The 20,276-nt window shown below is 62.3% G+C and carries 17 protein-coding genes, 1 tRNA gene and 2 pseudogenes; 3 read left to right on the top strand and 17 right to left on the bottom strand.

From position 1 onward, the window contains the following. Positions 1-94 (top strand): IS3 family transposase (locus LGN10_RS32640; RefSeq protein WP_143281221.1); only part of this gene is annotated, 94 nt, incomplete at its 5' end. Positions 95-196: 102 nt separating this feature from the next. On the opposite strand, the gene LGN10_RS32635 is transcribed toward LGN10_RS32640, so the two are convergent. The 9 genes and pseudogenes from LGN10_RS32635 to tssI form a co-directional block, all read right to left on the bottom strand. Next, on the bottom strand, positions 197-532 hold the full coding sequence (locus LGN10_RS32635; RefSeq protein WP_226226202.1) for a hypothetical protein: 336 nt from the start codon (positions 530-532) through the stop codon (positions 197-199). 28 nt (positions 533-560) lie between these two features. Further along, positions 561-965, bottom strand: a complete 405-nt coding sequence (locus tag LGN10_RS32630; protein ID WP_060315468.1) for an Imm1 family immunity protein — start codon at positions 963-965, stop codon at positions 561-563. Between the two features lie 15 nt (positions 966-980). Continuing rightward, positions 981-1,299, bottom strand: a pseudogene (locus tag LGN10_RS32625) (hypothetical protein). Between the two features lie 236 nt (positions 1,300-1,535). Continuing rightward, positions 1,536-1,904, bottom strand: coding sequence for a hypothetical protein (locus LGN10_RS32620; protein WP_226226201.1), 369 nt, complete (start codon positions 1,902-1,904; stop codon positions 1,536-1,538). A 525-nt stretch (positions 1,905-2,429) separates the two neighbouring features. Next, a complete protein-coding gene (locus tag LGN10_RS32615) occupies positions 2,430-2,759 on the bottom strand; it encodes a hypothetical protein (RefSeq protein WP_226226199.1) in 330 nt (109 codons plus the stop codon). A gap of 310 nt (positions 2,760-3,069) precedes the next feature. Further along, positions 3,070-3,517 (bottom strand): annotated as a pseudogene (locus LGN10_RS32610) (type IV secretion protein Rhs); the annotation flags it as partial. A 148-nt stretch (positions 3,518-3,665) separates the two neighbouring features. Then, positions 3,666-4,091: an SMI1/KNR4 family protein gene (locus tag LGN10_RS32605; protein WP_226226198.1), complete on the bottom strand. Its 426-nt coding sequence runs from the start codon at positions 4,089-4,091 to the stop codon at positions 3,666-3,668. Further along, positions 4,088-8,707, bottom strand: a complete 4,620-nt coding sequence (locus tag LGN10_RS32600) for an RHS repeat-associated core domain-containing protein (RefSeq protein ID WP_226226197.1) — start codon at positions 8,705-8,707, stop codon at positions 4,088-4,090. The genes LGN10_RS32605 and LGN10_RS32600 overlap by 4 nt, the downstream gene beginning before the upstream one ends. A 52-nt stretch (positions 8,708-8,759) precedes the next feature. Next, the gene (gene tssI, locus LGN10_RS32595) at positions 8,760-11,939 is read right to left on the bottom strand and encodes a type VI secretion system Vgr family protein (protein ID WP_226226196.1); all 3,180 of its coding nucleotides are present in this window, start codon (positions 11,937-11,939) and stop codon (positions 8,760-8,762) included. A 367-nt stretch (positions 11,940-12,306) separates the two neighbouring features. On the opposite strand from tssI, the gene LGN10_RS32590 reads away from it, so the two are divergent. Further along, positions 12,307-13,107: a transporter substrate-binding domain-containing protein gene (locus tag LGN10_RS32590; protein WP_226226195.1), complete on the top strand. Its 801-nt coding sequence runs from the start codon at positions 12,307-12,309 to the stop codon at positions 13,105-13,107. An 88-nt stretch (positions 13,108-13,195) separates the two neighbouring features. Here LGN10_RS32590 and LGN10_RS32585 read toward each other — a convergent pair whose 3' ends face one another. The 8 genes from LGN10_RS32585 to LGN10_RS32550 all read right to left on the bottom strand — a co-directional run bounded on the left by LGN10_RS32585 (position 13,196) and on the right by LGN10_RS32550 (position 18,859). After that, entirely contained in the window at positions 13,196-13,399 is a 204-nt protein-coding gene (locus LGN10_RS32585; protein WP_089464495.1) for a hypothetical protein, read from the bottom strand. 322 nt (positions 13,400-13,721) lie between these two features. After that, positions 13,722-13,797: transfer RNA gene (locus tag LGN10_RS32580), tRNA-Thr, on the bottom strand. Between the two features lie 18 nt (positions 13,798-13,815). Then, on the bottom strand, positions 13,816-14,337 hold the full coding sequence (locus LGN10_RS32575) for a ClpXP protease specificity-enhancing factor (protein ID WP_226226194.1): 522 nt from the start codon (positions 14,335-14,337) through the stop codon (positions 13,816-13,818). A gap of 68 nt (positions 14,338-14,405) precedes the next feature. Then, positions 14,406-15,017, bottom strand: a complete 612-nt coding sequence (locus LGN10_RS32570) for a glutathione S-transferase N-terminal domain-containing protein (protein WP_006400565.1) — start codon at positions 15,015-15,017, stop codon at positions 14,406-14,408. A gap of 94 nt (positions 15,018-15,111) precedes the next feature. Next, complete coding sequence (locus tag LGN10_RS32565; RefSeq protein ID WP_060009428.1) at positions 15,112-15,870, bottom strand: cytochrome c1; 759 nt, start codon at positions 15,868-15,870, stop codon at positions 15,112-15,114. 21 nt (positions 15,871-15,891) lie between these two features. Continuing rightward, the gene (locus LGN10_RS32560) at positions 15,892-17,274 is read right to left on the bottom strand and encodes a cytochrome b (protein WP_059577232.1); all 1,383 of its coding nucleotides are present in this window, start codon (positions 17,272-17,274) and stop codon (positions 15,892-15,894) included. After that, positions 17,274-17,894: a ubiquinol-cytochrome c reductase iron-sulfur subunit gene (gene petA / locus LGN10_RS32555; RefSeq protein ID WP_006491868.1), complete on the bottom strand. Its 621-nt coding sequence runs from the start codon at positions 17,892-17,894 to the stop codon at positions 17,274-17,276. Before petA ends, LGN10_RS32560 begins: the two co-directional genes overlap by 1 nt. Positions 17,895-18,112: 218 nt before the next feature. After that, the gene (locus LGN10_RS32550; RefSeq protein WP_059577234.1) at positions 18,113-18,859 is read right to left on the bottom strand and encodes a Nif3-like dinuclear metal center hexameric protein; all 747 of its coding nucleotides are present in this window, start codon (positions 18,857-18,859) and stop codon (positions 18,113-18,115) included. 21 nt (positions 18,860-18,880) lie between these two features. Here LGN10_RS32550 and LGN10_RS32545 point away from each other — a divergent pair, with 21 nt between their 5' ends. Then, positions 18,881-20,086 (top strand): S1C family serine protease, encoded by a 1,206-nt coding sequence (locus LGN10_RS32545; RefSeq protein WP_059577237.1) that lies wholly within the window; start codon positions 18,881-18,883, stop codon positions 20,084-20,086. Positions 20,087-20,276 lie beyond the last annotated feature (190 nt).

Below are 20,276 nucleotides of genomic sequence, written 5' to 3'. Positions count from 1 at the left end.
GCGCTACATCCACTACTACAACCACGAACGCATCAAGCTCAAGTTGAAAGGGCTGAGTCCCGTGCAATACAGGACTCAGCCCTTGGGCGCCTAGCCTTTAACTGTCCAACTTTGCGGGGTCAGTTCATTGCGGTCCTTTTTCGCTTCTGCCCGCTTTGTCCAAACAACTGAAAAAGATCGGTGGCGTGTCGGTGCCTCACTCCATCCACACGTCTTCATAGCCGGCATCGTCGATGATGAAGCGTGCGCCGGCCGGCAACCATAGATATGGTAGAACCGATGGCAGATAGGTCGACAGGTGCGCCGCATGCAACGGCTGATAGAAGTCGGCGGCGTCGGAATATTCGCCGCAATGAAAGAACCATCCGACGTTGTCGCCTTCGGACCGTCCGACGCGCGTGCCGTAGACGGGCATGCGCCCGAGCGTCGACATCGCGACGGCAACCATGTCTTCAGGTTCGACGGCATGCAGGCCGTAGCGTGCGCAAACGGCGTCCTGTTGTGCGCGCAGCGCTGCCAGATCGTCCGCCATGTTCATGTCCTTCCCCTCGCGCGGAGGGTCAGCCGGCTTGCCAGCATAACCGCGGATCGGCGCCGCCAGTCGATACAAAATAGGCTGCCGCCTGCGTCGCCGTCGCGAGGTCGACGCACTGTCGCGCCGGATAGCGGCCTCGCTGGCCGCCCGCCACGAGTTCGACCGTTTCGTCCGCCGACACTCCGGGCGTCGTCAGGTTCAGTAATGCGGCATCGATCTCCGATGCGATGAAGACGACGTATCGGCCGTCGTGGCCGCCGCCAATCGTCATCACCGTTGCATCGCTCGCGTCGAAGGCGACGGTCGAGCGATCGCGGCCGTTCAGTCGTTCGACGGCCGCGATCGCTTGCGCAGGGTCGTCGCACGGCGCTTCCGTCACGTGTGAACGGTTGCCGATGGTTGTTTCCTCGATCGCTGTCGTCGTTCGCATTCGCTATGCGTGGCGTCAAAACAGGATAAATGCGTCGTTCTCGACGTAGAAGACAAACGCGTCGAGCAATTGCGCGACGCTCGGCTCGTCGACCTGATCGTGTGCGTTGATCACGATGTCCTCGATCGTCGCGCTGTCCAGCGTGACTTTCCAGCCGGGCTGGGCCGCCATGGCAGGCGCAACCTCTGCTTTCGCGTAATCGACGTCTTCGAAAAACGCCCCCCTCGGTATCGAGCGCCCACGGCATCGGCGGCAGGTAAAGCCACCCGGAGAAATCGCCGGGGCGTTCGAGAATATGTTGTAGCGACACTTCGGTCGGGGAGTCGATCGACATGGGTATTGCGGTGGTATCCGGATGATTGCGTTGCATCGGCCGCGAGAACCTCACGGCAGGCCGTGATTATGCCAATTTCAAGCGAGCGCGATCGGCAGGCTTCCGTTGCAGGCGGGTGGGGGTGTGTGCTGCATGTGGATCGAAAATACGGTCGGGTCAACCGTCTGACGAGCCCATGCCAGCTATATCTGGCTGCCGGAGATTCACAATATCGCAATACCTATTTCCCAAACCGGTCAGGCAATTCTGCTCTGATACTCGCCAAAACACTTGGCGCAAACAGCGGCAAGCTTGCCGAAGACAGCCGCATGCCGCTCCTCGAAATCCGGCCCAAATGACGCATCACCAGGCTCTGGCAGACTGAACTGTTTCGCCACCTCCGTCGAGACGAAGTACGAAATGTCGGGGCGTCCGTCTCCCAGCCAGTCGATGTCATAACGGAGCATTTCCAGGCGCCCCGCATCCGTTTTCATGTCGGCCGCGATATCGCTTGAAACGTGTATCAGATCGGTCGCGCCATGCGATTTACACAGTATCGTGCCCATGTTTCGTCTCATTGACGTTTTCCATTCGTTGCCCAATATCGCGGAGAGCATTTTCAACATTGCCTCCTCTTCTCAACGCCCTTAAGCACTTGATATATCAACATTATCATTGTCCGTGCCATGGATGTGCGCGCTAGCGTGGTAGGTTCCATCAGCCCGCGCAGCTATCGAGCGCAGGCCGCAGGGTCATAAGGCCGAGTTTCGGTGAACTCGATTATTTCCCGGGTCAGATTCAGCCTTTCACCGCGTTGACTCATCGTCAGCACCTACATGAGCAATTGATTGCCCTTCCGCTCGGCGTCGACTTCCCCTGATCGATGTCCGCCTTGGTCGATAGGTAGTGAGGCAAATCCCAAACCTCGCCATCGTTCATTTTGGGGTGGATACGATTCACTGCTCCAGAATCGTCATATGTCCCCGCCCAAACGCGGACTTGGCCTGTGGTAGGGCTCCATTCAATAACGTGCGATCGCCCTCTCGTTAGCCCTTGCGTTATTGCCAACGCTTCTTTGTCGTAATATCCAATACGGCCGTCCGGTATCCATGCGTCGACAGAGGACGGTTGCAGAAGAGACAATTCCCTCACTACAGCATCGTTTTGCGAACCTGAACGTCGTCGGCAATGACCGTTAATAGCGGTTCGTCGGTCCACGCGGAAACAAAGCTGAACTCCCGGAACCCACCGACCGGCTCCTCCACCGCGGTGCATACTTCAGAGAGAAATGAACTCGCGGAGTTTTCCGCTAAATGAGACAAATCCTGCCCCTCTGGTGAAAATGCCTTCATCCCAAGGACACCATGGAACATCACATCAAAAGCTCCCTGATCAGTTTTAACTGAGACGACCAGGCCGTTCCCTCGGTAAGAGAATGCTTGGACCTGACCATCCGCGACAAAAATTTCGCTAGCTTTCACTTTTACCCTCCCGGAAAATTTTCCCCCGGAATGAAGCCAGTGCCACTCCCTGGCGTATAACCATCCGGTTTTGATTTACTTATAGCTCCTCGACGCGCGGCTTACCCCCAGCTTAGACCATCTGGCTTCGTTTCAACATGGTAATGCTCGCCATGATGACGTGGATTGAAGCCCCGCGAACATGGGCACAACCCTTCGGGATGGCTTTCATAGCGAATACGTGTGTTGCTATTGGGGAACCACGTATATCGAGGCGGTCCATCCGGCGTCGCGCCAATCTTAGGATCGACACCCAGGACTTTGGTCATACGATGATGTTGCTCGCCGGATCGAACGCGAACCGTTCCTTCGCGATGGGACTGATCGCCTCGATCAGCCGTCCGACCGGATCGTACCGATAGTCGGTCCCGCCCTTGCGGCTGTCCTCGATTCGCGACAACTGCCCCGCCGCGTCATAGCGATACCGCCGCTCGGCAAGCGGCGCAGGTGACGGCGATCGCTGGATCGTCTGCTGCAACACGCGGCCGGCCGGATCATAGTGCGTGCGCTGCCCAACCTTGCTCGACAACACGCGCCGTCTCGCGATGAAGATCGTCACGCTCGATCTGCACGCGCTCCTCGCCATCGAGCAGCATTCCGTGCACATGCCCCGAGCCATACATCAACCAGTCGACCACATGCCCGTCCGGCCGAACGGTACGCCGCCGGTTGCCGAGTTCATCGTATTCGTGATGCCAAACGTAGCTGCGCCGGTCGCCGGTTTCGGTGGCATTTATCCTGATCCAATCCTCGTCGTCACGCTCAATGTTGATGTCGGTCGGCCTCCTGACTGAAGCGCCACCGGCCAAGCCGATCGGGTTCTTGCTGACAAATCGACCGGTGTTAGGATCATAGTGCCTATGCCGGTTATAGATCGTTACCCGTTATGTGGCCGTCGCGGATGGCGGTCAATCCGGCAACGAGATCGCTTGCCAGCGATTTGACTTCATCCTCAGCTAGCGCACCGAGCGGCACGACAACGAAACGTTCGTCCCCTCGGAGATCCAGAGCAAAGCAGTAGTCCCCACCGTCCGTACCGATGCCCACAAAGTCCCGGCCCATGCGTGCCGTGATCGAATACAAGGCATTCAGTTCGATGACCTGCTCAACGGTCCACATGGACAGATAGAGGTCACCAACGTCGCCCTCGCCCCCATCCGACCACGCAAGGAAGGCCTTATAGCTCAATGGAAGCAGAACGCCTAGTGTCTTTTCCAGGCTAGCGATTTCTGCGAGGGTGGAGGGAGCGCGTCTGTGAAAGTCGACGCCCAGCAACGCTGTGAAATCCGTCATTTGATGGCTCCGAGTTTGTCGAAGTACTTGTACGCCTTCTTCAAGGCACGCTTACGGCAGTCGTCCGATATCCCCGCAGCCCGCATATCTTGCGACGAATAGTTGAATTGATCCTGAATGCTAGTAGCCCACGGGTCCTGTCCTGCAGCCGTCATTGCGTCGCGGCGTGCGTTCTGGCTGTCGCTGATCGCTTTGTGGATCGGGTTTTGTGGGATGAGAATTGCAGGAGCTTCTCGATAGTTGTACCCATCGATTTCGTTCGCCTTAGCCCAACGATCCTGAATGATGTGGTGGCTCTGATAGCCAGACGGCCGGGGGCTCGGTTGATTACCGTGTGGCTCAACGCCACATGGGCACCCGCATCGCTTCGCGAGACCAAGTGGATCAATCCAGCCCGCAGGGTTCGGCGCGTATTGATAGACGTTTATCCCGCCCACCAGCCCGATTGGATCTTCGCTGACGAATCGGCCGCTGTTCGGGTCATAGTACCGGTGTCGGTTATAGTGCAGTCCCGTTTCCGCATCAACTTGCTGCCCCTGAAACCGCAACGGATTCTTAGGCGCGATCCCCGCCGCCTTCGACGCCCGCGCAATCACCTCCCGCGCTTCGCCCCACGCCTTGTACGACGCTTCCCACACAACGTCGCCGTCGTCGTCCGTCAGCAACTGCGGCGTACCGATCTGATCGCAGTGGTAATAGAACACCGCCGCGTCACTCCGCCGCTCCGGCACCTTCTGCAGCGGATCCTCCTCCGGCACATAGCGGTCGGTACTCTTCCACTCCGGCGTCGCGATCCCATCGACGGGCTCCGCCACATACTGCGCCAGCGGCACGAACGTCCCCGGCTCGTAGAGATAATGCGTGCCACGCTCGCCATCACTCTCGTACGCCAGCGTGTCACCGTCCCACCCGAACACCGTCCGCGCGCCGTTCACCTCCTTCGCAATACGGCGCCCGAACGCGTCATAGAAATACCGCGCCTGACTCTGCCGCGACGTCTCGGCAACCCGCGCGCGCAGCAAGCGATTGAACTCATCCCACTCGTATTCCTGCTCACCCGCCGGCGTACGCTTACGCACCAGATTCCCGCGCGCGTCGTACTCGAAGTGCATCCCCGCATACGCCTTCAGCAGGTTCCCGAGCACCTTCGGCACCTCGACAGGCAACGTGCTTTCCGGTCGCACCGGGCTCGGACGCGATGCAGGCGTCTCCGCCGTTCGCACCGGATCGATGATGTTGCTTGCCGGATCGAACGCGAACCGTTCCTTCGCGACCGGACTGATCGCCTCAATCAACCGTCCGACCGGATCGTACCGATAGTCGGTTCCGCCCTTGCGGCTGTCCTCGATCCGCGACAACTGCCCCGCCGCGTCATAGCGATACCGCCGCTCCGCAAGCGGCGCAGGTGACGTCGATCGCTGGATCGTCTGCTGCAACACACGTCCGGCCGGATCGTAGTGCGTGCGCTGCCCAACCTTGCTCGACAACACGCGCACCGTCTCGCGATGAAGATCGTCGCGCTCGAACTGCACGCGCTCCTCGCCATCGAGCAGCATTCCGTGCACATGCCCCGAGCCATACATCAACCAGTCGACCACATGCCCGTCCGGCCGAACGGTACGCCGCCGATTGCCGAGTTCGTCGTATTCGTGATGCCAAACGTAGCTGCGCCGGTCGCCGAACAGATCGTAGGCGTGATGTTCACGCACCAGATTGCCAACCGGATCGAAGAAGAACTGCACGCGGCTGTACCGATTCACCGCGTCGATCAACCTGCCGCTCCGATCGTAGGCAAACCGCTCTTCGCTTTCCCCCGCGGCGCGCTTCAGCAGCCGGCCGTTTGCATCGACTTCGACCGAAGTCACGCAACCCGCTTCATCGATCGAAACGAGACTGCCGCTCACGCTGTCGTACTGATAGCGCGTCGACTTGCCGTCGAAGCCCACCTCCTCGATCAGCCGTCCCGCAGGATCGTAGTGAAACAGGTACGTCGCAAAGTTCGCATCGGTCAGCGCGGACAAGCGGCCGAGACGGTCATAGCGATACGCAACCGTCTGCCCGAGCGCGTCGGCGCGACTCGCAATGCGGCCGGCCGCATCGTAGCCATATCGCGTCGAACGATCGAGTTGATCGGTATGCCGCAGCAAACGGCCTTCCGCGTCGTATTGGACCTGCTCGACACCGGCAGGCGAACGCACTTCCGTCGGTTGTCCGTTCAGGCCGTAACGATAGGCAACCACGCCTCCGGCCGCATCTTTCGTCTCGATCACACGCCCGATATCGTCGTACCGCCACTCCGTCGCCTTTCCGGAGCAGTCCGTATAGCGCGTGATCTGCCCGGCATCGTTGTACTCGAGCGTCTTCGAGCCGCCCTTCGCATCGGTGATCTGCGTCGGCAAACCCTTGTCGTTGTATTCGTACTTCGTGGAATGTTCGAGCGGATCGATTTCCTCGACGACGTTGCCCGCGTCGTCGTACTTGCGCTGCCATACATGACCATTCGGATCGACGAGCCGGATCATCTGATCCTTGTCGTCATACGCCATCTCGACAACGCTGCCGTCCGCCCGCTCGTGCCGAATCAGGTTGCCGCGCGTGTCGTATTCGCGACGCTCGATGCTGCCGTCCTGCCGGATATGCAGCACCAGATTGTGATGGGCGTCGCGCCGGAACCACTCCTGGTTACCATCCGGATACACGATCCGATACACGTAGCCGTGGATGTTGAAGTAGTACCGCGTCATCTGACCGAGCGCGTCGGTCACGTAGGTCAGACGGATGTTCGGATTCCACGCGAGCCGGAGATCCAGACTGCCGTCGTCGGCGTATTCGCGAATGCATTTCGCGTCTGCGTTGTCTTGCGCGTCCGCGCCATCCCATTCGAGCGTCATCCCGCGGCCGGTTCGGTCCGTGTAACGCGTCACGAGGTGGCGGTGATATTGATACGTCCGCGCATTGCCATGACGATCGACCGCGCGCACGAGGTCCCCGTCCGCATCGTATTCGTAGCTCGCCAGTGTGCGACGCGCACCGTCCTTGAGCACGTGCTCGATCTGCACGATACGGCCGTGCCTGTCGTGTTCGAACGCGAGCACATTGCCACTCGCATCGATCAGGCGCGCAACGCGATCGAGCGCATCGTAGTCGAGCGTGATCGTGTTGCCGGCGCGGTCCTTCTGCATCGCAAGCCGGAACGCGTCGCCGCGGCGCTCGTACACATGCAGCACGTCATGGCCGTATGCGATCGTCACCCAGGTATCGTCGAGCCGCGACAGCGTCAGGTTCTCGGACAGATCGTCGTGCACCGCACCCGCCGCAAGCGCCGGGTACTCGATGCTGCGCCCTTCCGCATCGCGATAGATCCACTGATCGTTCTTGACGTCGATTCGCGTCGTATATGGCGTGATCCATCGTGCACCGAGTTCACCGTTGTCATAGGCTGACAGCCGGGAACGATAGGTACGCTCCCATACGACAGGCATGGCGCCCGGCAGGTCGAAATCCACGTGCGAAAACGTTTCGTCGCCGAACGCGAAATCGATGGATGCCGGTGATGCCCCGAGCCCGCATGCCTTGCACGCGCTCTTCCCCGGTCCTTCGGCCGGCGCTTGCCCGTCGGTTTTCTCGAGCCCCTCCTGCCCGCGCGTCTTCTTCGCCTGGCTCTTCCCGCTCGCCTTGACGTCCGCAGTCTGCTCATGAAGCTTTGCGCGTGCCTTGACGCGCCCGACTGCCTCGATCAGTTGCAAGACCAGCCACATCATCTTGCCTTCTTCACTGCCTGCAAGCGACCGAATCGATGACGCAATCTTCGGCGCTTCGGTCCGAAGGAACGTCACCGTGCTTCGAAACGGCTCGAGCCAGGCATCCGGCGCGAGCGTCGCCACGGTGCCCGCAGTCTTGTTGATGACCTTCTTCCCGAGCGCCTTGGTTCCTTCGTACGCGAATTGAATGCCGTCACCGACGCGGCTCGGGCTGTACCACGGCCGGTCGTCGGCCATCTTCTCTGCGAGCTGCTGCTGTCGCTTCAGATTCGCGTTGGCGTCGAAGAGCTGACCGTGCAGCGCCTTGTCCATGCCCGTCGCGAGCGCGAGCATGATTTCCTGGCATGTCGATGCACATCCGTCGAGCAGCTCGACGAGGCCAGCCTTCAGCTTGTTCAGAAAATCCTCGATCTCGGTCGCACACGTCGCGTTGATATGCGTGACCAGCACGGAGATGATCGCCGCGCCGAGATTGTTGCGGGTCGCCAGCAATTCGTGACGGACGAGCGCAAGCAGCGGGCGCGCCGACATCCGGAACGGCGCGAGTGTCGGGGGAATCGGAATGATGCCGAGCAGGTTGATCGCGAGGCTCATGTAATCGAGCACCTGGCCGCCGCGCTTCTCGATGATCTCGGCAATATCCCCGAGCGCGTCAACCATCGCCATGATGTTGCCGATGATCGGCACCGCACCGGCAAACGTCTTCACGTCCTCGAACGTGATGTGGTTGCCGCTGATCCGTCGCAACCACGCGTCGAAGCGGTTACCGACCGCGGCGACATCCTTGGCGGAAACATCGCTGAGCCAGGTAACAGCCTGTTCCTTCTCAGCGCCCGGTGGAAGTTGTTGTGCCATGTCGTTCTTCGTTCAATTCGTTTTTTCAAGACGGCTGACAAGCCGCGCTCTCTCAGGATTTCAACGGCCCGCCAAACCCGCTCGTCGGCAGCTTCATGCCCGTCGCGCCCGTGGCCGACGCCACGGTCGTGGCGCCCTTGCCCGCGATACCGGCGACGCCCGGCAATGCGCCCTGCAATGCGCCGGACGCCGCATTCGCCGCCGGCGCCGCCAGCGCGGCAAGCCCGCCCTGACGTGCGGCCTGAACCATCCCGGCCACCTGCTTCGCCGCACCGCTCAAGCTGGAGGCTGTCTGCAACGCCGACGCAACGCCGGCACCACCCAACGCGGTCGCAGCGGCCGGCAATGCGGCGCTCGCGAGCCCGCCGAGGGCCGCGCCCGCGCTGCCGCCACTCACCAGCCCCATCGCCGCCGTCGTCGCGGCCGGCGCCATCCCCTGCAGCTGGCTCGCGAGCTGTCCGCTCGCCGCGGCCTGCGCGGCTTCCGGCGACGGTTGCACGGGCTCCGCCGGCCACTTCGCCTGCTTGAAATAGTTCGCTGGCTGATCCGACTCGCGCGGATCCTTCCCGAATTCGACGCGCACCGCGCCCGGCGGCAACCCGCTCACAACCGTATGACCGCTGTCGTCGAGCGCGCCTTTCTTCAGCACGGCGCCGTTCACGTCCTTCACCGTGAACAGTCCGCCTTTCACCGCCTCGCCGTTCACGTACTTGTGAAACAGTTCGAGCTGCCCCGGCTGATCCGGCCGGGGGCTCGGCAACGGATACCCCATGCTCGCCGGCCCCGCGAACGTATGCGACGCCCCCTTCACATCGATCGCGCCCGGTGCATGGATCTCGATGTTTCCGTCCTTGATGCGGATATACCCGCCGCCGCTCGTCAGCAGAATCCCCTGATCGGCCGCGATCTCGATCCGGTCGGTGGCGGACACCACCTTCACCGCCTTCTGCGCGGTCACCTCGACGTTGTCCGACTGCGCCTGGATCTCCACCTTGCCCTTGCCCGCGAACAGCTTCATCCCCGCGTTCTGCACGAACAGGCTCAGCTTCTGCCCGATGCTCCCGATCAGCGACTTGCCCGCGGCCACGTGCACGCTCTGTCCGCTCGCCACGTTCACGTGATCGTTCGCGACGACGTGCAGCGACTGCTGCGTCGACATCCCGATGCCCGACGGGCTGCCGAACAGCATCACCGGCTCCTTGAACGCATTCGCACTGCCCGTGCCGCCGCCCGCCGTACGTCCACCGGACGCGTTGCCCGACTTGCTGTCCTGCGTCGCGTCGGTGAACGCGCGCATCGTTTCGTGCGCCTCCTTCAGGCTTTCCGCCTGATGCTGCTCGCTCACGCCCGACATCGCTTCGATCAGGCTCTCGCCCGTCACGAGCTGCTGCTGCGCTTCCTTCACGTCGAGCGGCTGGCTGTTCGCCGCCTTCGGATGGGTCGTCACGTACAAGCCCTGGCTCGCCCGCACCGCGCCGTACGCATCCGAGCGCAGATCGAAGCCGCTACCGAGATACGACCCGCGCGCATTGCCGTTCTGGTCGATGATGTAGCCGAGATGCAGCAGGCTGTTCGCGCTGCTGCTCATCAGTTGCACGCGGTTCTGCCCCGTCGCGTCGTCCATCACGAGCTGGTTGTAGCCGCCGCCCGAATACTCCTTCGACCGATACCCGGACAGGATCCCGTCGCTATGCCACTGCGGCTGGTTCGCGCCGTTATACACACGCCCGACGGCGAGCGGCCGGTCGCAGTCGCCGCCCACATGGTCGATCAGCACTTCCTCGCCGATGCGCGGCACGTGCACGCCGCCGTAGCCGCCGCCGGTATCCGACTGCACGACGCGCACCCAGCACGACGCGTTCTCGTTACCCGGGTTCAGGCGGTCCCACACGAACTGCACGCGGATCCGGTTCAGCTCGTCGGTATAGACTTCCTCGCCCTGCGGCCCGACGACGATCGCCGTCTCGAGATGCATCTTCGGCTTCTCGTGTTCGAACGGGCTGCGATACGGCACGCCCACGCGCTGTGCTTCGACCTCGACGAGATAGAAGCCGACCGAGCCGTCGTCATGCGGCACGCGAAACGCGGGGTCGGCGCCATAGCCGTCCTGCGCCTGCGTCAATGCTTCGCGCAGGCTGTACGGGAAATCGGCGCTGCTGCTGGCAACGGGCAGGTTGTTCTCGATCCACCATTCGACGCCGATCGCCGCGAATTCGCGCTGGTCGGCCGGATCGCGATCGTGTTCGGGATGGTCCGCCAGCGTGAAGCGCCGGCCAGCATCCATTGCACGCACGCCGCCCGCGCCGTGGAAGCGCTTCGCCTCCGACTCCCACTGCTCCATCCGGATCTTCGTCAGATGATCGCCGCGCGTCTGATCCAAATACGTGTACGCACCGGTGTATTCGTACACTTCGAGCTGGTCGGGCAATTCGCCCTGGCCGGCCATCGTCGGCAGCGACGTGCCTTTCGGATTCGACGGTTGCGACGGATTCTTGTAGTCGAACGTGCGTGTCGTTCGGGTCACGCTCTGCAGCGTGCGCGTGCCGGACCATTGCGTGAGCGCGTCGGTTTCGCTCGCCGCGCCGCCGTGATAGAAGCGCACGGCCTGCGGCGACAGCGGCGCGAACGCCTGCAGGTTGTCGGTGATCACGAGCGTATGCGACTTGCCGTCGTCGGCCTGCTGCCACGTGGAGTAAAGGCCTTCGCTCTCCATCAGCCGGTGCACGAAATGCCAGTCGGTATCGTGCTGACGCGTGTACGAACGGCTCGGCAGCGGCTTCGACAGCGCAAAGCGGAAATGGCCCTTCGCCTGCGGATGCTGGTCCAGCACGTCGCTGATGATCTGATCGACGGTCGTATCGTTCCAGATCCGCTGGTCGCGACGGAACTTCAGGAAATGGGTGAAATCGGCGAACGTGAGCTGATAGGTCGTGAGCCCGCCGTCGGCGCCCAGACGACGCGCGGTGTGCACGTAGCCATTCACCGGCCGGTAGCTGCGGTCGCCTTGCTGAATCCATAACGTGACCGGATGCGCGATCAGTTTTTTGAGTTCCAGATCGCTGTCGGTCGACAACACGTCCAGCGTGAATTCGTACGCGCGCCCGATGCGTGAGCGGCCGACTGCCCGCTGCACGGTCAGGACGTTGCTTCCCAATGGCGTCTCGAGCTTCAGCAACCGGTCCTGCTGAAGCAACCCGCCGCGCAATGCGGCGATCGTGTTCTGCATGTTCATGGCTACGGCCTTTTCTTCTTTTGACGCGCCCTCGGATGGCGCGCTGAGCGATTTCGCTCGCGCGATTTTACAGACAAATTACGGCCCGAATCGGAAAAATGACCTGATTTAAAAGAGTATTTTTAAGTGGATCCAGAATGCCCGCAGCGAACGGTTCGACCAGGCAGTCGCCGTGCACAGCCCATGCCGTCGCGCTGAATTGCCGCCTTGAATCCGCTGAAACCGATTGCAATCAGGGCCAATTCGACTTCCGGTGCGGCGCGGTTGCGAGTAGTGTCTACGTGCCCGTATTGCGGCCCATCGAGGCCACCCAGCGCCCGGTGCCCGTCGCTCACCACAACATCCTACTGACCACTGGAGATCCGCGATGAAACGTTCGAAGTTCCTGCTGTCGGGCCTGCTGCTCGCGTCGGCCCTCGGCTTCACGGCCGTCGCCGCGCATGCGGAAGACCTGCTCGATTCCGTGAAGAAAGCCGGCGTGCTGCGCGTCGGCCTCGAAGGCACGTATCCGCCGTTCAACTCGCGCGGCACGTCCGGCCAGCTCGAGGGTTTCGACGTCGACGTCGCGAACGCGGTCGCCGGCAAGCTCGGCGTGAAGACGCAATTCATTCCGACCGAATGGAGCGGCATCATCGCGGGCCTGCAGGCCGGCAAGTTCGACGTGATTGTCAACCAGGTCACGATCACGCCGCAGCGCAAGGAAGCGCTCGACTTCAGCCAGCCATACACGTACTCGGCCGCGCAGCTGATCCAGCGCAAGGACGACACGCGCAACTTCAAGTCGCTCGAGGATTTCAAGGGCAAGAAGCTCGGCGTGACGCTCGGCACCAACTACGACCAGATGGCGCGCAGCGTGCCGGGCATCGAGGTACAGACGTATCCGGGCGCGCCGGAGAAACTGCGCGACCTCGCCGCGGGCCGGATCGAGGCGACGCTCGACGACCGGTTGATGCTGCCGTACATGATCAAGACGTCGAACCTGCCGCTGCGCTCGGGTGCGGTGCTGAACGGCGGCAAGCAGGAGATGGCGATTCCGTTCCGCAAGGGCAATCCGAAGTTCGAGAAGGCGATCAACGACGCGCTCGATTCGCTGCGCAAGGACGGCACGCTGAAGAAGATCTCGACGCACTGGTTCGGCAGCGACGTGACTGTGCCGGTCGCGCAGTAAGCGGTTCGCCGCGCGTTCGATGCGTCACGTTTTTCGCTGCGGCGAAGGCGTGACGCGCGGTTGCAGCCTTCCCCCTTTGCCTTTTCCGTCAGGCCGCGTCGTCGAAGCGGGCAAGCAGCATCTGGCCGATCGGCGTCAGCGCCGGGCGCGTCGCCACCTCGTTCACGCGTACCTGCGTGTCGTCGACCAGCCGCTTTTCGACGAGCACGGCAAAGGCCGGGTTCGCGAGATCGACACTGTCGGGCGCACGCGCAATGCGCAGCAGCATCGAGAATTCGTGCGGGCTCAGCATGGTTCGTGTCTCCTGATCGTCCGCGATGCAGTTCGATCGGCGTCGATCGCGTTTTTGAATGGAATGGATGCGAGGCGGAAGCCGATGCGCTGCCGGGAGTGAGATCCCGGGTGAGCCTGCGCGACGCGGGCACGGCGTCGGATGCGGTCACGCGCACTCGGCTCGTGAAAATGCTGCCGCGATGGGAATGTGCAACGTTAGAGGTGCGGCGTGACGCGGGCGTGACAAGAAAAAGGGGTAACGACGGCGCTCGCGACATCGCGGCGCGCGACCCATGAACGAAAAAGGGGTTACGGAAAATTCCGTAACCCCTTTTCGGATTTGGTGCCGGCTGCAGGACTCGAACCCGCCACCTGATGATTACAAATCAACTGCTCTACCAGATGAGCTAAGCCGGCGTAGCGCGAGATTCTACCTCATTTCACGATCTTGAGGCGAGGTCTGCTGCCGCCTTTCGAGCCATCGCCGTCGGTTTTCGGCGGTTCGTCGGCGCCTTCGGACGGTTCCTCGTTCGCGCCGCTGTCGGCGACGGGCGCCAACGGCGATGCAGACTCGTCACGCGGCGCATCATCGGCCGACGCGGCGTCATCGTCGAACGCGCCCGAATCCTCGCCTTCGCCCGCGACCGCATCGACCTGGAACGCCATGCCCTGCCCGTTCTCGCGCGCATAGATCGCGAGCACGTTGGCCACCGGAATCTCGATCTTGTGCGCCTTCCCGGAGAACCGGGCCGTGAACTCGATCCACTCGTTGCCCATCTGCAACTGGCTCGTCGCCTCGAAGCTGATGTTGAGCACGATCTCGCCGTCACGCACGAACTGACGCGGCACGCGCGTCGAATTGTCGACCCTCACCGCGATATGCGGCGTGTAACCGTTATCGGTGCACCACTCGTACAACGCGCGCAGCAGATAAGGCTTCGTTGAAATCTCTTGCATCACAATCCTCGAACCCGGAGCGGGCGCGGCACACCGCGCCACCGCTCCGTCATGCCTTCATTGCAACATTAGCGACGCATGACCTTTTCGGACGGCGTCAGTGCTTCGATGTAGGCCGGACGGCTGAAGATCCGTTCGGCATACTTCATCAGCGGCGCGGCGTTCTTCGACAGCTCGATGCCGTAGTGATCCAGGCGCCACAGCAGCGGCGCGATCGCGACGTCGAGCATCGAGAACTCTTCGCCGAGCATGTACTTGTTCTTCACGAAGATCGGCGCGAGCTGCGTCAGGCGATCGCGGATCGCGAGGCGTGCCTTCTCGTGGTTCTTCTCCGCCGCCTTGCCCTTCTCGTTCTCGAGCGTGCTGACGTGGACGAACAGTTCCTTCTCGAAGTTGAGCAGGAACAGGCGCGCGCGGGCGCGCTGCACCGGGTCGGCCGGCATCAGTTGCGGATGCGGGAAGCGCTCGTCGATGTACTCGTTGATGATGTTCGATTCGTACAGGATCAGGTCGCGCTCGACGAGGATCGGCACCTGACCGTACGGGTTCATCACCGAAATGTCTTCCGGCTTGTTGAACAGGTCGACGTCGCGGATTTCGAAGTCCATGCCCTTCTCGAACAACACCAGCCGGCAACGCTGGGAGAACGGGCAAGTTGTGCCGGAATACAGAACCATCATATTTGCGTTTCCTCAAAAAAGCCGAGGGCCGGCACGCGGCGCAACCCCTTTCACGGGTTCCGCCTTGCGCCGGCCCCACGCCGGTCAGGCGTGTTTACTTGATATCTTTCCAGTATGCGGCATTCAGCCGCCAGGCCAGGAAAGTCAGGACACCGAGAAAGATCAGCACCCACACGCCAAGGCGCTTGCGGGTCTGCTGGGCCGGCTCGGACATCCATGTCATATAGGCCACCAGGTCGGCCACCGCAGCGTCATAGTCGGGCGACGAGAGCGTGCCCGGCGTGACCTGCTGGAAGCCGACGAGCACGTGGGCCTTCTCGCCCGTCTCCTCGTCCGTCTTGTCTTCGAATTTGGCTACGCGCTGCCCCTGCAACTGCCACAACACATGGGGCATGCCAACGTTCTCGAACACCGCGTTGTTCCAGCCGGTCGGCCGCGTATCGTCGCGGTAGAAGCTGCGCAGATACGTGTACAGCCAGTCGCGGCCGCGCGCACGCTCCTCGACCGACAGGTCGGGCGGCGTGGTGCCGAGCCAGTTCTTCGCGTCGTCGGGCCGCATCGCGACGGACATCGTGTTCCCGACCTTGTCGGTCGTGAACAGGAGATTCTTTTCGATCTCCTTCTGGGATATGCCCAGATCCGTCAGACGGTTGTAGCGCATCAGGTTCGCGCTGTGGCAGTTCAGGCAATAGTTTACAAACAATTGCGCGCCGTGCTGAAGCGAAACGAGATTTTCCGTGTTATCGGGCGCCCGGTCGAGCGGAAAATTGCCCTCCGCCCGCACGGCCGGCGCCGCCAGCAGCGCACACGCGGTCGCCCCGATCAGCGCGAGTGTCGAAAGCAGTTTCTTCATGTCGTTCTCTCCTCGCTCACGTTAATGGGGCTTGAAGCGCACCCGTTCCGGCGGCTGCTTGAACGTGCCAAGCGGCGTCCAGACGGGCATGCCGAGGAAGAACGCGAAATAGATCAACGCACAGGCCTGCGCGATCAGCGTCGCCGCCGGCGATGGCGGCCGCGTGCCGAGGAACGCGAGGGTCAGGAACGCCGCGACGAAGATCCCGAGGAACACCTTGTGGAACAGCGGCCGGTAGCGGATCGACTTCACCGGGCTGCGGTCGAGCCACGGCAGGAAGAACAGCGTGATCACCGCCGCGCCCATCACGACGACGCCCCAGAACTTCGACTCCGTCAGGTACATGAACACGACGATCGCGGCGGCCAGCACCGGCAGCCCGATCTTCCACTTGCCGCGCGCGCGGATCAGCGCGAGCACGCCGAGCAGCGCGATCACGATCATCAGCACGATCTTGAACGGGTCGGTGGTCGCGCGCAGCATCGCGTAGAACGCGGTGAAGTACCAGACCGGCGCGATCTCCGGCGGTGTCTGCAGCGGGTTCGCCGGGACGAAGTTGTTCGCCTCGAGGAAGTAGCCGCCCATCTCCGGCGAGAAGAACACGATCAGCGCGAACACCATCAGGAACACGCACACGCCGAGGAAATCGTGCACCGAGTAGTACGGGTGGAACGGGATGCCGTCGAGCGGGATGCCGTTCTCGTCCTTCTTCGCCTTGATCTCGATGCCGTCCGGGTTGTTCGATCCGACTTCGTGCAGCGCCACGAGGTGCGCGATCACGAGGCCGACCAGCACGAGCGGAATCGCGATCACGTGGAACGCGAAGAAGCGGTTCAGCGTGACGTCGGACACGACGTAGTCGCCGCGAATCCACAGCGACAGGTCCGGGCCGACGAACGGAATCGCCGAGAACAGGTTCACGATCACCTGCGCGCCCCAGAACGACATCTGGCCCCACGGCAGCAGGTAGCCGAAGAATGCCTCGGCCATCAGGCACAGGAAGATCGCGCAGCCGAAGATCCAGACGAGCTCGCGCGGCTTGCGGTACGAGCCGTACAGCAGCCCGCGGAACATGTGCAGGTACACGACCACGAAGAACATCGATGCACCGGTGGAGTGCATGTAGCGGATCAGCCAGCCCCACGGCACCTCGCGCATGATGTACTCGACCGACGCGAACGCGAGCATCGAGTCGGGCTTGTAGTTCATCGTCAGGAAGATGCCCGTGACGATCTGGTTGACGAGCACCAGCAGCGCGAGGGAGCCGAAGAAGTACCAGAAGTTGAAGTTCTTCGGCGCGTAGTACTCGGATACGTGCTTCTTCCAGGTGGACGTGAACGGGAAGCGCTGGTCGATCCAGCCGGTGAAACCTGTCGTGGAGACTTCGTTGTTGTCGGCGGCCATCACGCTTCTCCTTTCTCGTCCTTGCCGATCACGAGGGTCGTCGCCGACGTGAACATGTAGGGCGGGATGTCGAGATTCTGAGGCGCCGGCTTGTTCTTGAACACGCGGCCGGCGAGGTCGTAGGTCGAACCATGGCACGGGCACAGGAAACCGCCCGGCCAGTCGTCCGGCAGGTTCGGCTGCGGACCCGGCGTGAAGCGTTGGCTAGGCGTGCAGCCGAGGTGCGTACACACGGCCATCACGACGAGAATGTTCTTGCGATCGGCCCGCGACCGATATTCGTTCGCGCAATACGCGGGCAACGGCATCGAATACGGGGATTTCGTGGCCGGATCGGCCACTTCCTTGTCGGCCTTGACGACGTCGGCCAGCATCGAATCGGTGCGATTCAGGATCCAGACGGGTTTGCCGCGCCACGGCACGGTGACCATTTCGCCCGGCTTCAGACCGCTGATGTCGACCTCGACCGGCGCACCGGCCGCTTTTGCTTTCGCGGACGGCGCAAGCGACGCCGCGAAAGGTATGACGGTGGCGACGCCTCCTACGCCACCTGCTACGGATGTCGCAATCAGCCAGGTACGGCGGCCGCTGTCGACGCGTTTCTCTTCCTTGTCTCGCATCACACGCCCCACTTCTGAGTTGGATTTTCCGTCACGACTTTCCATTCCGCCGCTAGTTTGCTCGAATGGAGTCGTCATTTACAAGGCCCGGAGATGAAAATCCCTTCGAAGTGTTTGATAGTTAAGGGTTATCCCCCACTATCGGAGCAATTAAATCATTTCGCTTTTAAGCGAATGCTACATTGCGAAATTTCGATGCACCGCCGCAAATCCGGCGCTCAGACCGGATTATGAATATCGATAAAAAGGTGTTCGAGATCGAATTCCTCGGACAAGTGGCGCCCCAGCGCCTGAATTCCGTAGCGTTCGGTCGCATGGTGCCCCGCCGCAACGAACGCGACACCGCTTTCCGCCGCCGCGTGCGTGGTCGACTCGGATACCTCGCCGGTCAGGAACACGTCCGCCCCGGCGTCGATCGCCGCATCGAAATAGCTCTGCGCGGCGCCCGTGCACCACGCGATGCGGCGCAACTGCGTGTCCGGATCGCCGAGCACGAGCGGCGTGCGGCCGAGCGTGTGCTCGACCTTCGCGACGAAGTGCTCGAGCGTGACGGGCATCGGCAGCGTCGCCATCCAGCCGAGATCGCCTTCGCCGAAACGTTGCTCGCCGATCAGCCCGAGCTTCTCGCCGAGCTGCGCGTTGTTGCCGAATTCGGGGTGCGCGTCGAGCGGCAGGTGAAACGCGAACAGGTTCAGGTCGTTCGCGAGCAGCAGTTTCAGGCGCTGATACTTGCGGCCGGTGATCTGCGGCGCCTCGTTGCGCCAGAAATAGCCGTGATGGACGAGCACGGCATCCGCGCCCCATTCGAGCGCGGCTTCGAGGAGCGCGACCGACGCCGTCACGCCGGTGGCGATCTTCTCGATCTTGCGGCGCCCCTCGACCTGCAGGCCGTTCGGGCAATAGTCCTTGAAGCGCGCGGTTTCAAGGGTATTGTTCAAGTACAATTCGAGTTCGATCCGATCCATATAAACCTCTAATCCATTCAGATGCTTAGACGCTTCTGGCTGTTCTTCGCGCAGGCGGTGACCGTACTGCTCGCGCTGATGTTCATCGTCGTGACGCTCAAGCCGCAATGGCTGCAACGGCAAGGACAGCTCGGCAAGCAGCTCGCCACGCCGATCGTCGCGCTGCGCGAAGTCGCGCCGGGCATCGGCGGCGCACCGGCAACCACGTCGTATGCCGAAGCCGCGCAGAAGGCGATGCCGGCCGTCGTCAACGTGTTCTCCAGCAAGGACGGCTCGCTGCCGCCCGACCCGCGCGCGAAGGATCCGCTGTTCCGTTACTTCTTCGGCGACCGCAACGCCCGCAAGCAGCAGGACGAGCCGGCCGCCAACCTCGGCTCGGGCGTCATCGTGAGCCCTGAAGGTTACATTCTAACGAACCAGCACGTCGTGGACGGCGCCGACCAGATCGAAGTCGCGCTCGCCGACGGCCGCACGGCCACCGCGAAGGTGATCGGCAGCGATCCCGAAACCGATCTCGCGGTGCTGAAGATCAACATGACGAACCTGCCGACGATCACGCTCGGGCGCTCCGACCAGTCGCGCGTCGGCGACGTCGTGCTCGCGATCGGCAACCCGTTCGGCGTCGGCCAGACGGTCACGATGGGCATCATCAGCGCGCTCGGCCGCAACCACCTCGGCATCAACACGTTCGAGAACTTCATCCAGACCGACGCGCCGATCAACCCCGGCAACTCCGGCGGCGCGCTGGTCGACGTGAACGGCAACCTGCTCGGTATCAACACGGCGATCTACTCACGCTCCGGCGGCTCGCTCGGCATCGGTTTCGCGATTCCGGTCTCGACCGCGCGCACGGTGCTCGAAAGCATCATCACCACAGGCTCGGTCACGCGCGGCTGGATCGGCGTCGAGCCGCAGGACGTCACGCCGGAAATCGCCGAGTCGTTCGGGCTCCAGCAGAAATCGGGCGCGATCGTCGCGGGCGTGCTGCAGGGCGGCCCGGCCGACAAGGCCGGCATCCGGCCGGGCGACATCCTGGTGAGCGTCAACGGCGAGGACATCACCGACACGACGAAGCTGCTGAACGTCGTCGCGCAGATCAAGCCGGGCACGCCCACCAAGGTGCACGTCGTGCGCAAGGGCAAGCAGTTCGACGTGAACGTCGTGATCGGCAAGCGCCCGCCGCCGCCGAAACAGGCACTCGACGAGCAGGACAGCGACAGCGAATGACGGTCGGCGGGCGGCACGCCGCCTGCCGATCAGACGCGATGCGGAATTGAAAAAGGGCAGCCGGTGAATTGCACCCCAAAAGTTGGACACCCGTCCAACCTTTGGGGTGTTTTTCATGACGAAGTACAACGAGCAGTTCAAGCAACGCATCGTTGACGAGTATTTTTCCGGTGGAATTGGCATCCAGTCC

The sequence above is a fragment of the Burkholderia sp. AU32262 genome, assembly GCF_020419985.1.
In the GTDB taxonomy this organism is placed as follows: Bacteria; Pseudomonadota; Gammaproteobacteria; order Burkholderiales; family Burkholderiaceae; genus Burkholderia; species Burkholderia semiarida.
The sequence above is the reverse complement of the archived record's forward strand: the minus strand, read 5'-3'. Positions and strand labels throughout refer to the sequence as shown.

Coding starts and splice junctions, on each gene's coding strand:
- tssI (WP_226226196.1), bottom strand. CDS start 11,939: ATGAACATGCAGAACACGATCGCCGCATTGCGCGGCGGGTTGCTTCAG.
- LGN10_RS32620 (WP_226226201.1), bottom strand. CDS start 1,904: ATGTTGAAAATGCTCTCCGCGATATTGGGCAACGAATGGAAAACGTCA.
- LGN10_RS32565 (WP_060009428.1), bottom strand. CDS start 15,870: ATGAAGAAACTGCTTTCGACACTCGCGCTGATCGGGGCGACCGCGTGT.
- LGN10_RS32630 (WP_060315468.1), bottom strand. CDS start 965: ATGCGAACGACGACAGCGATCGAGGAAACAACCATCGGCAACCGTTCA.
- LGN10_RS32600 (WP_226226197.1), bottom strand. CDS start 8,707: ATGGCACAACAACTTCCACCGGGCGCTGAGAAGGAACAGGCTGTTACC.
- petA (WP_006491868.1), bottom strand. CDS start 17,894: ATGCGAGACAAGGAAGAGAAACGCGTCGACAGCGGCCGCCGTACCTGG.
- LGN10_RS32575 (WP_226226194.1), bottom strand. CDS start 14,337: ATGCAAGAGATTTCAACGAAGCCTTATCTGCTGCGCGCGTTGTACGAG.
- LGN10_RS32570 (WP_006400565.1), bottom strand. CDS start 15,017: ATGATGGTTCTGTATTCCGGCACAACTTGCCCGTTCTCCCAGCGTTGC.
- LGN10_RS32585 (WP_089464495.1), bottom strand. CDS start 13,399: ATGCTGAGCCCGCACGAATTCTCGATGCTGCTGCGCATTGCGCGTGCG.
- LGN10_RS32550 (WP_059577234.1), bottom strand. CDS start 18,859: ATGGATCGGATCGAACTCGAATTGTACTTGAACAATACCCTTGAAACC.
- LGN10_RS32635 (WP_226226202.1), bottom strand. CDS start 532: ATGGCGGACGATCTGGCAGCGCTGCGCGCACAACAGGACGCCGTTTGC.
- LGN10_RS32590 (WP_226226195.1), top strand. CDS start 12,307: ATGAAACGTTCGAAGTTCCTGCTGTCGGGCCTGCTGCTCGCGTCGGCC.
- LGN10_RS32605 (WP_226226198.1), bottom strand. CDS start 4,091: ATGACGGATTTCACAGCGTTGCTGGGCGTCGACTTTCACAGACGCGCT.
- LGN10_RS32545 (WP_059577237.1), top strand. CDS start 18,881: ATGCTTAGACGCTTCTGGCTGTTCTTCGCGCAGGCGGTGACCGTACTG.
- LGN10_RS32560 (WP_059577232.1), bottom strand. CDS start 17,274: ATGGCCGCCGACAACAACGAAGTCTCCACGACAGGTTTCACCGGCTGG.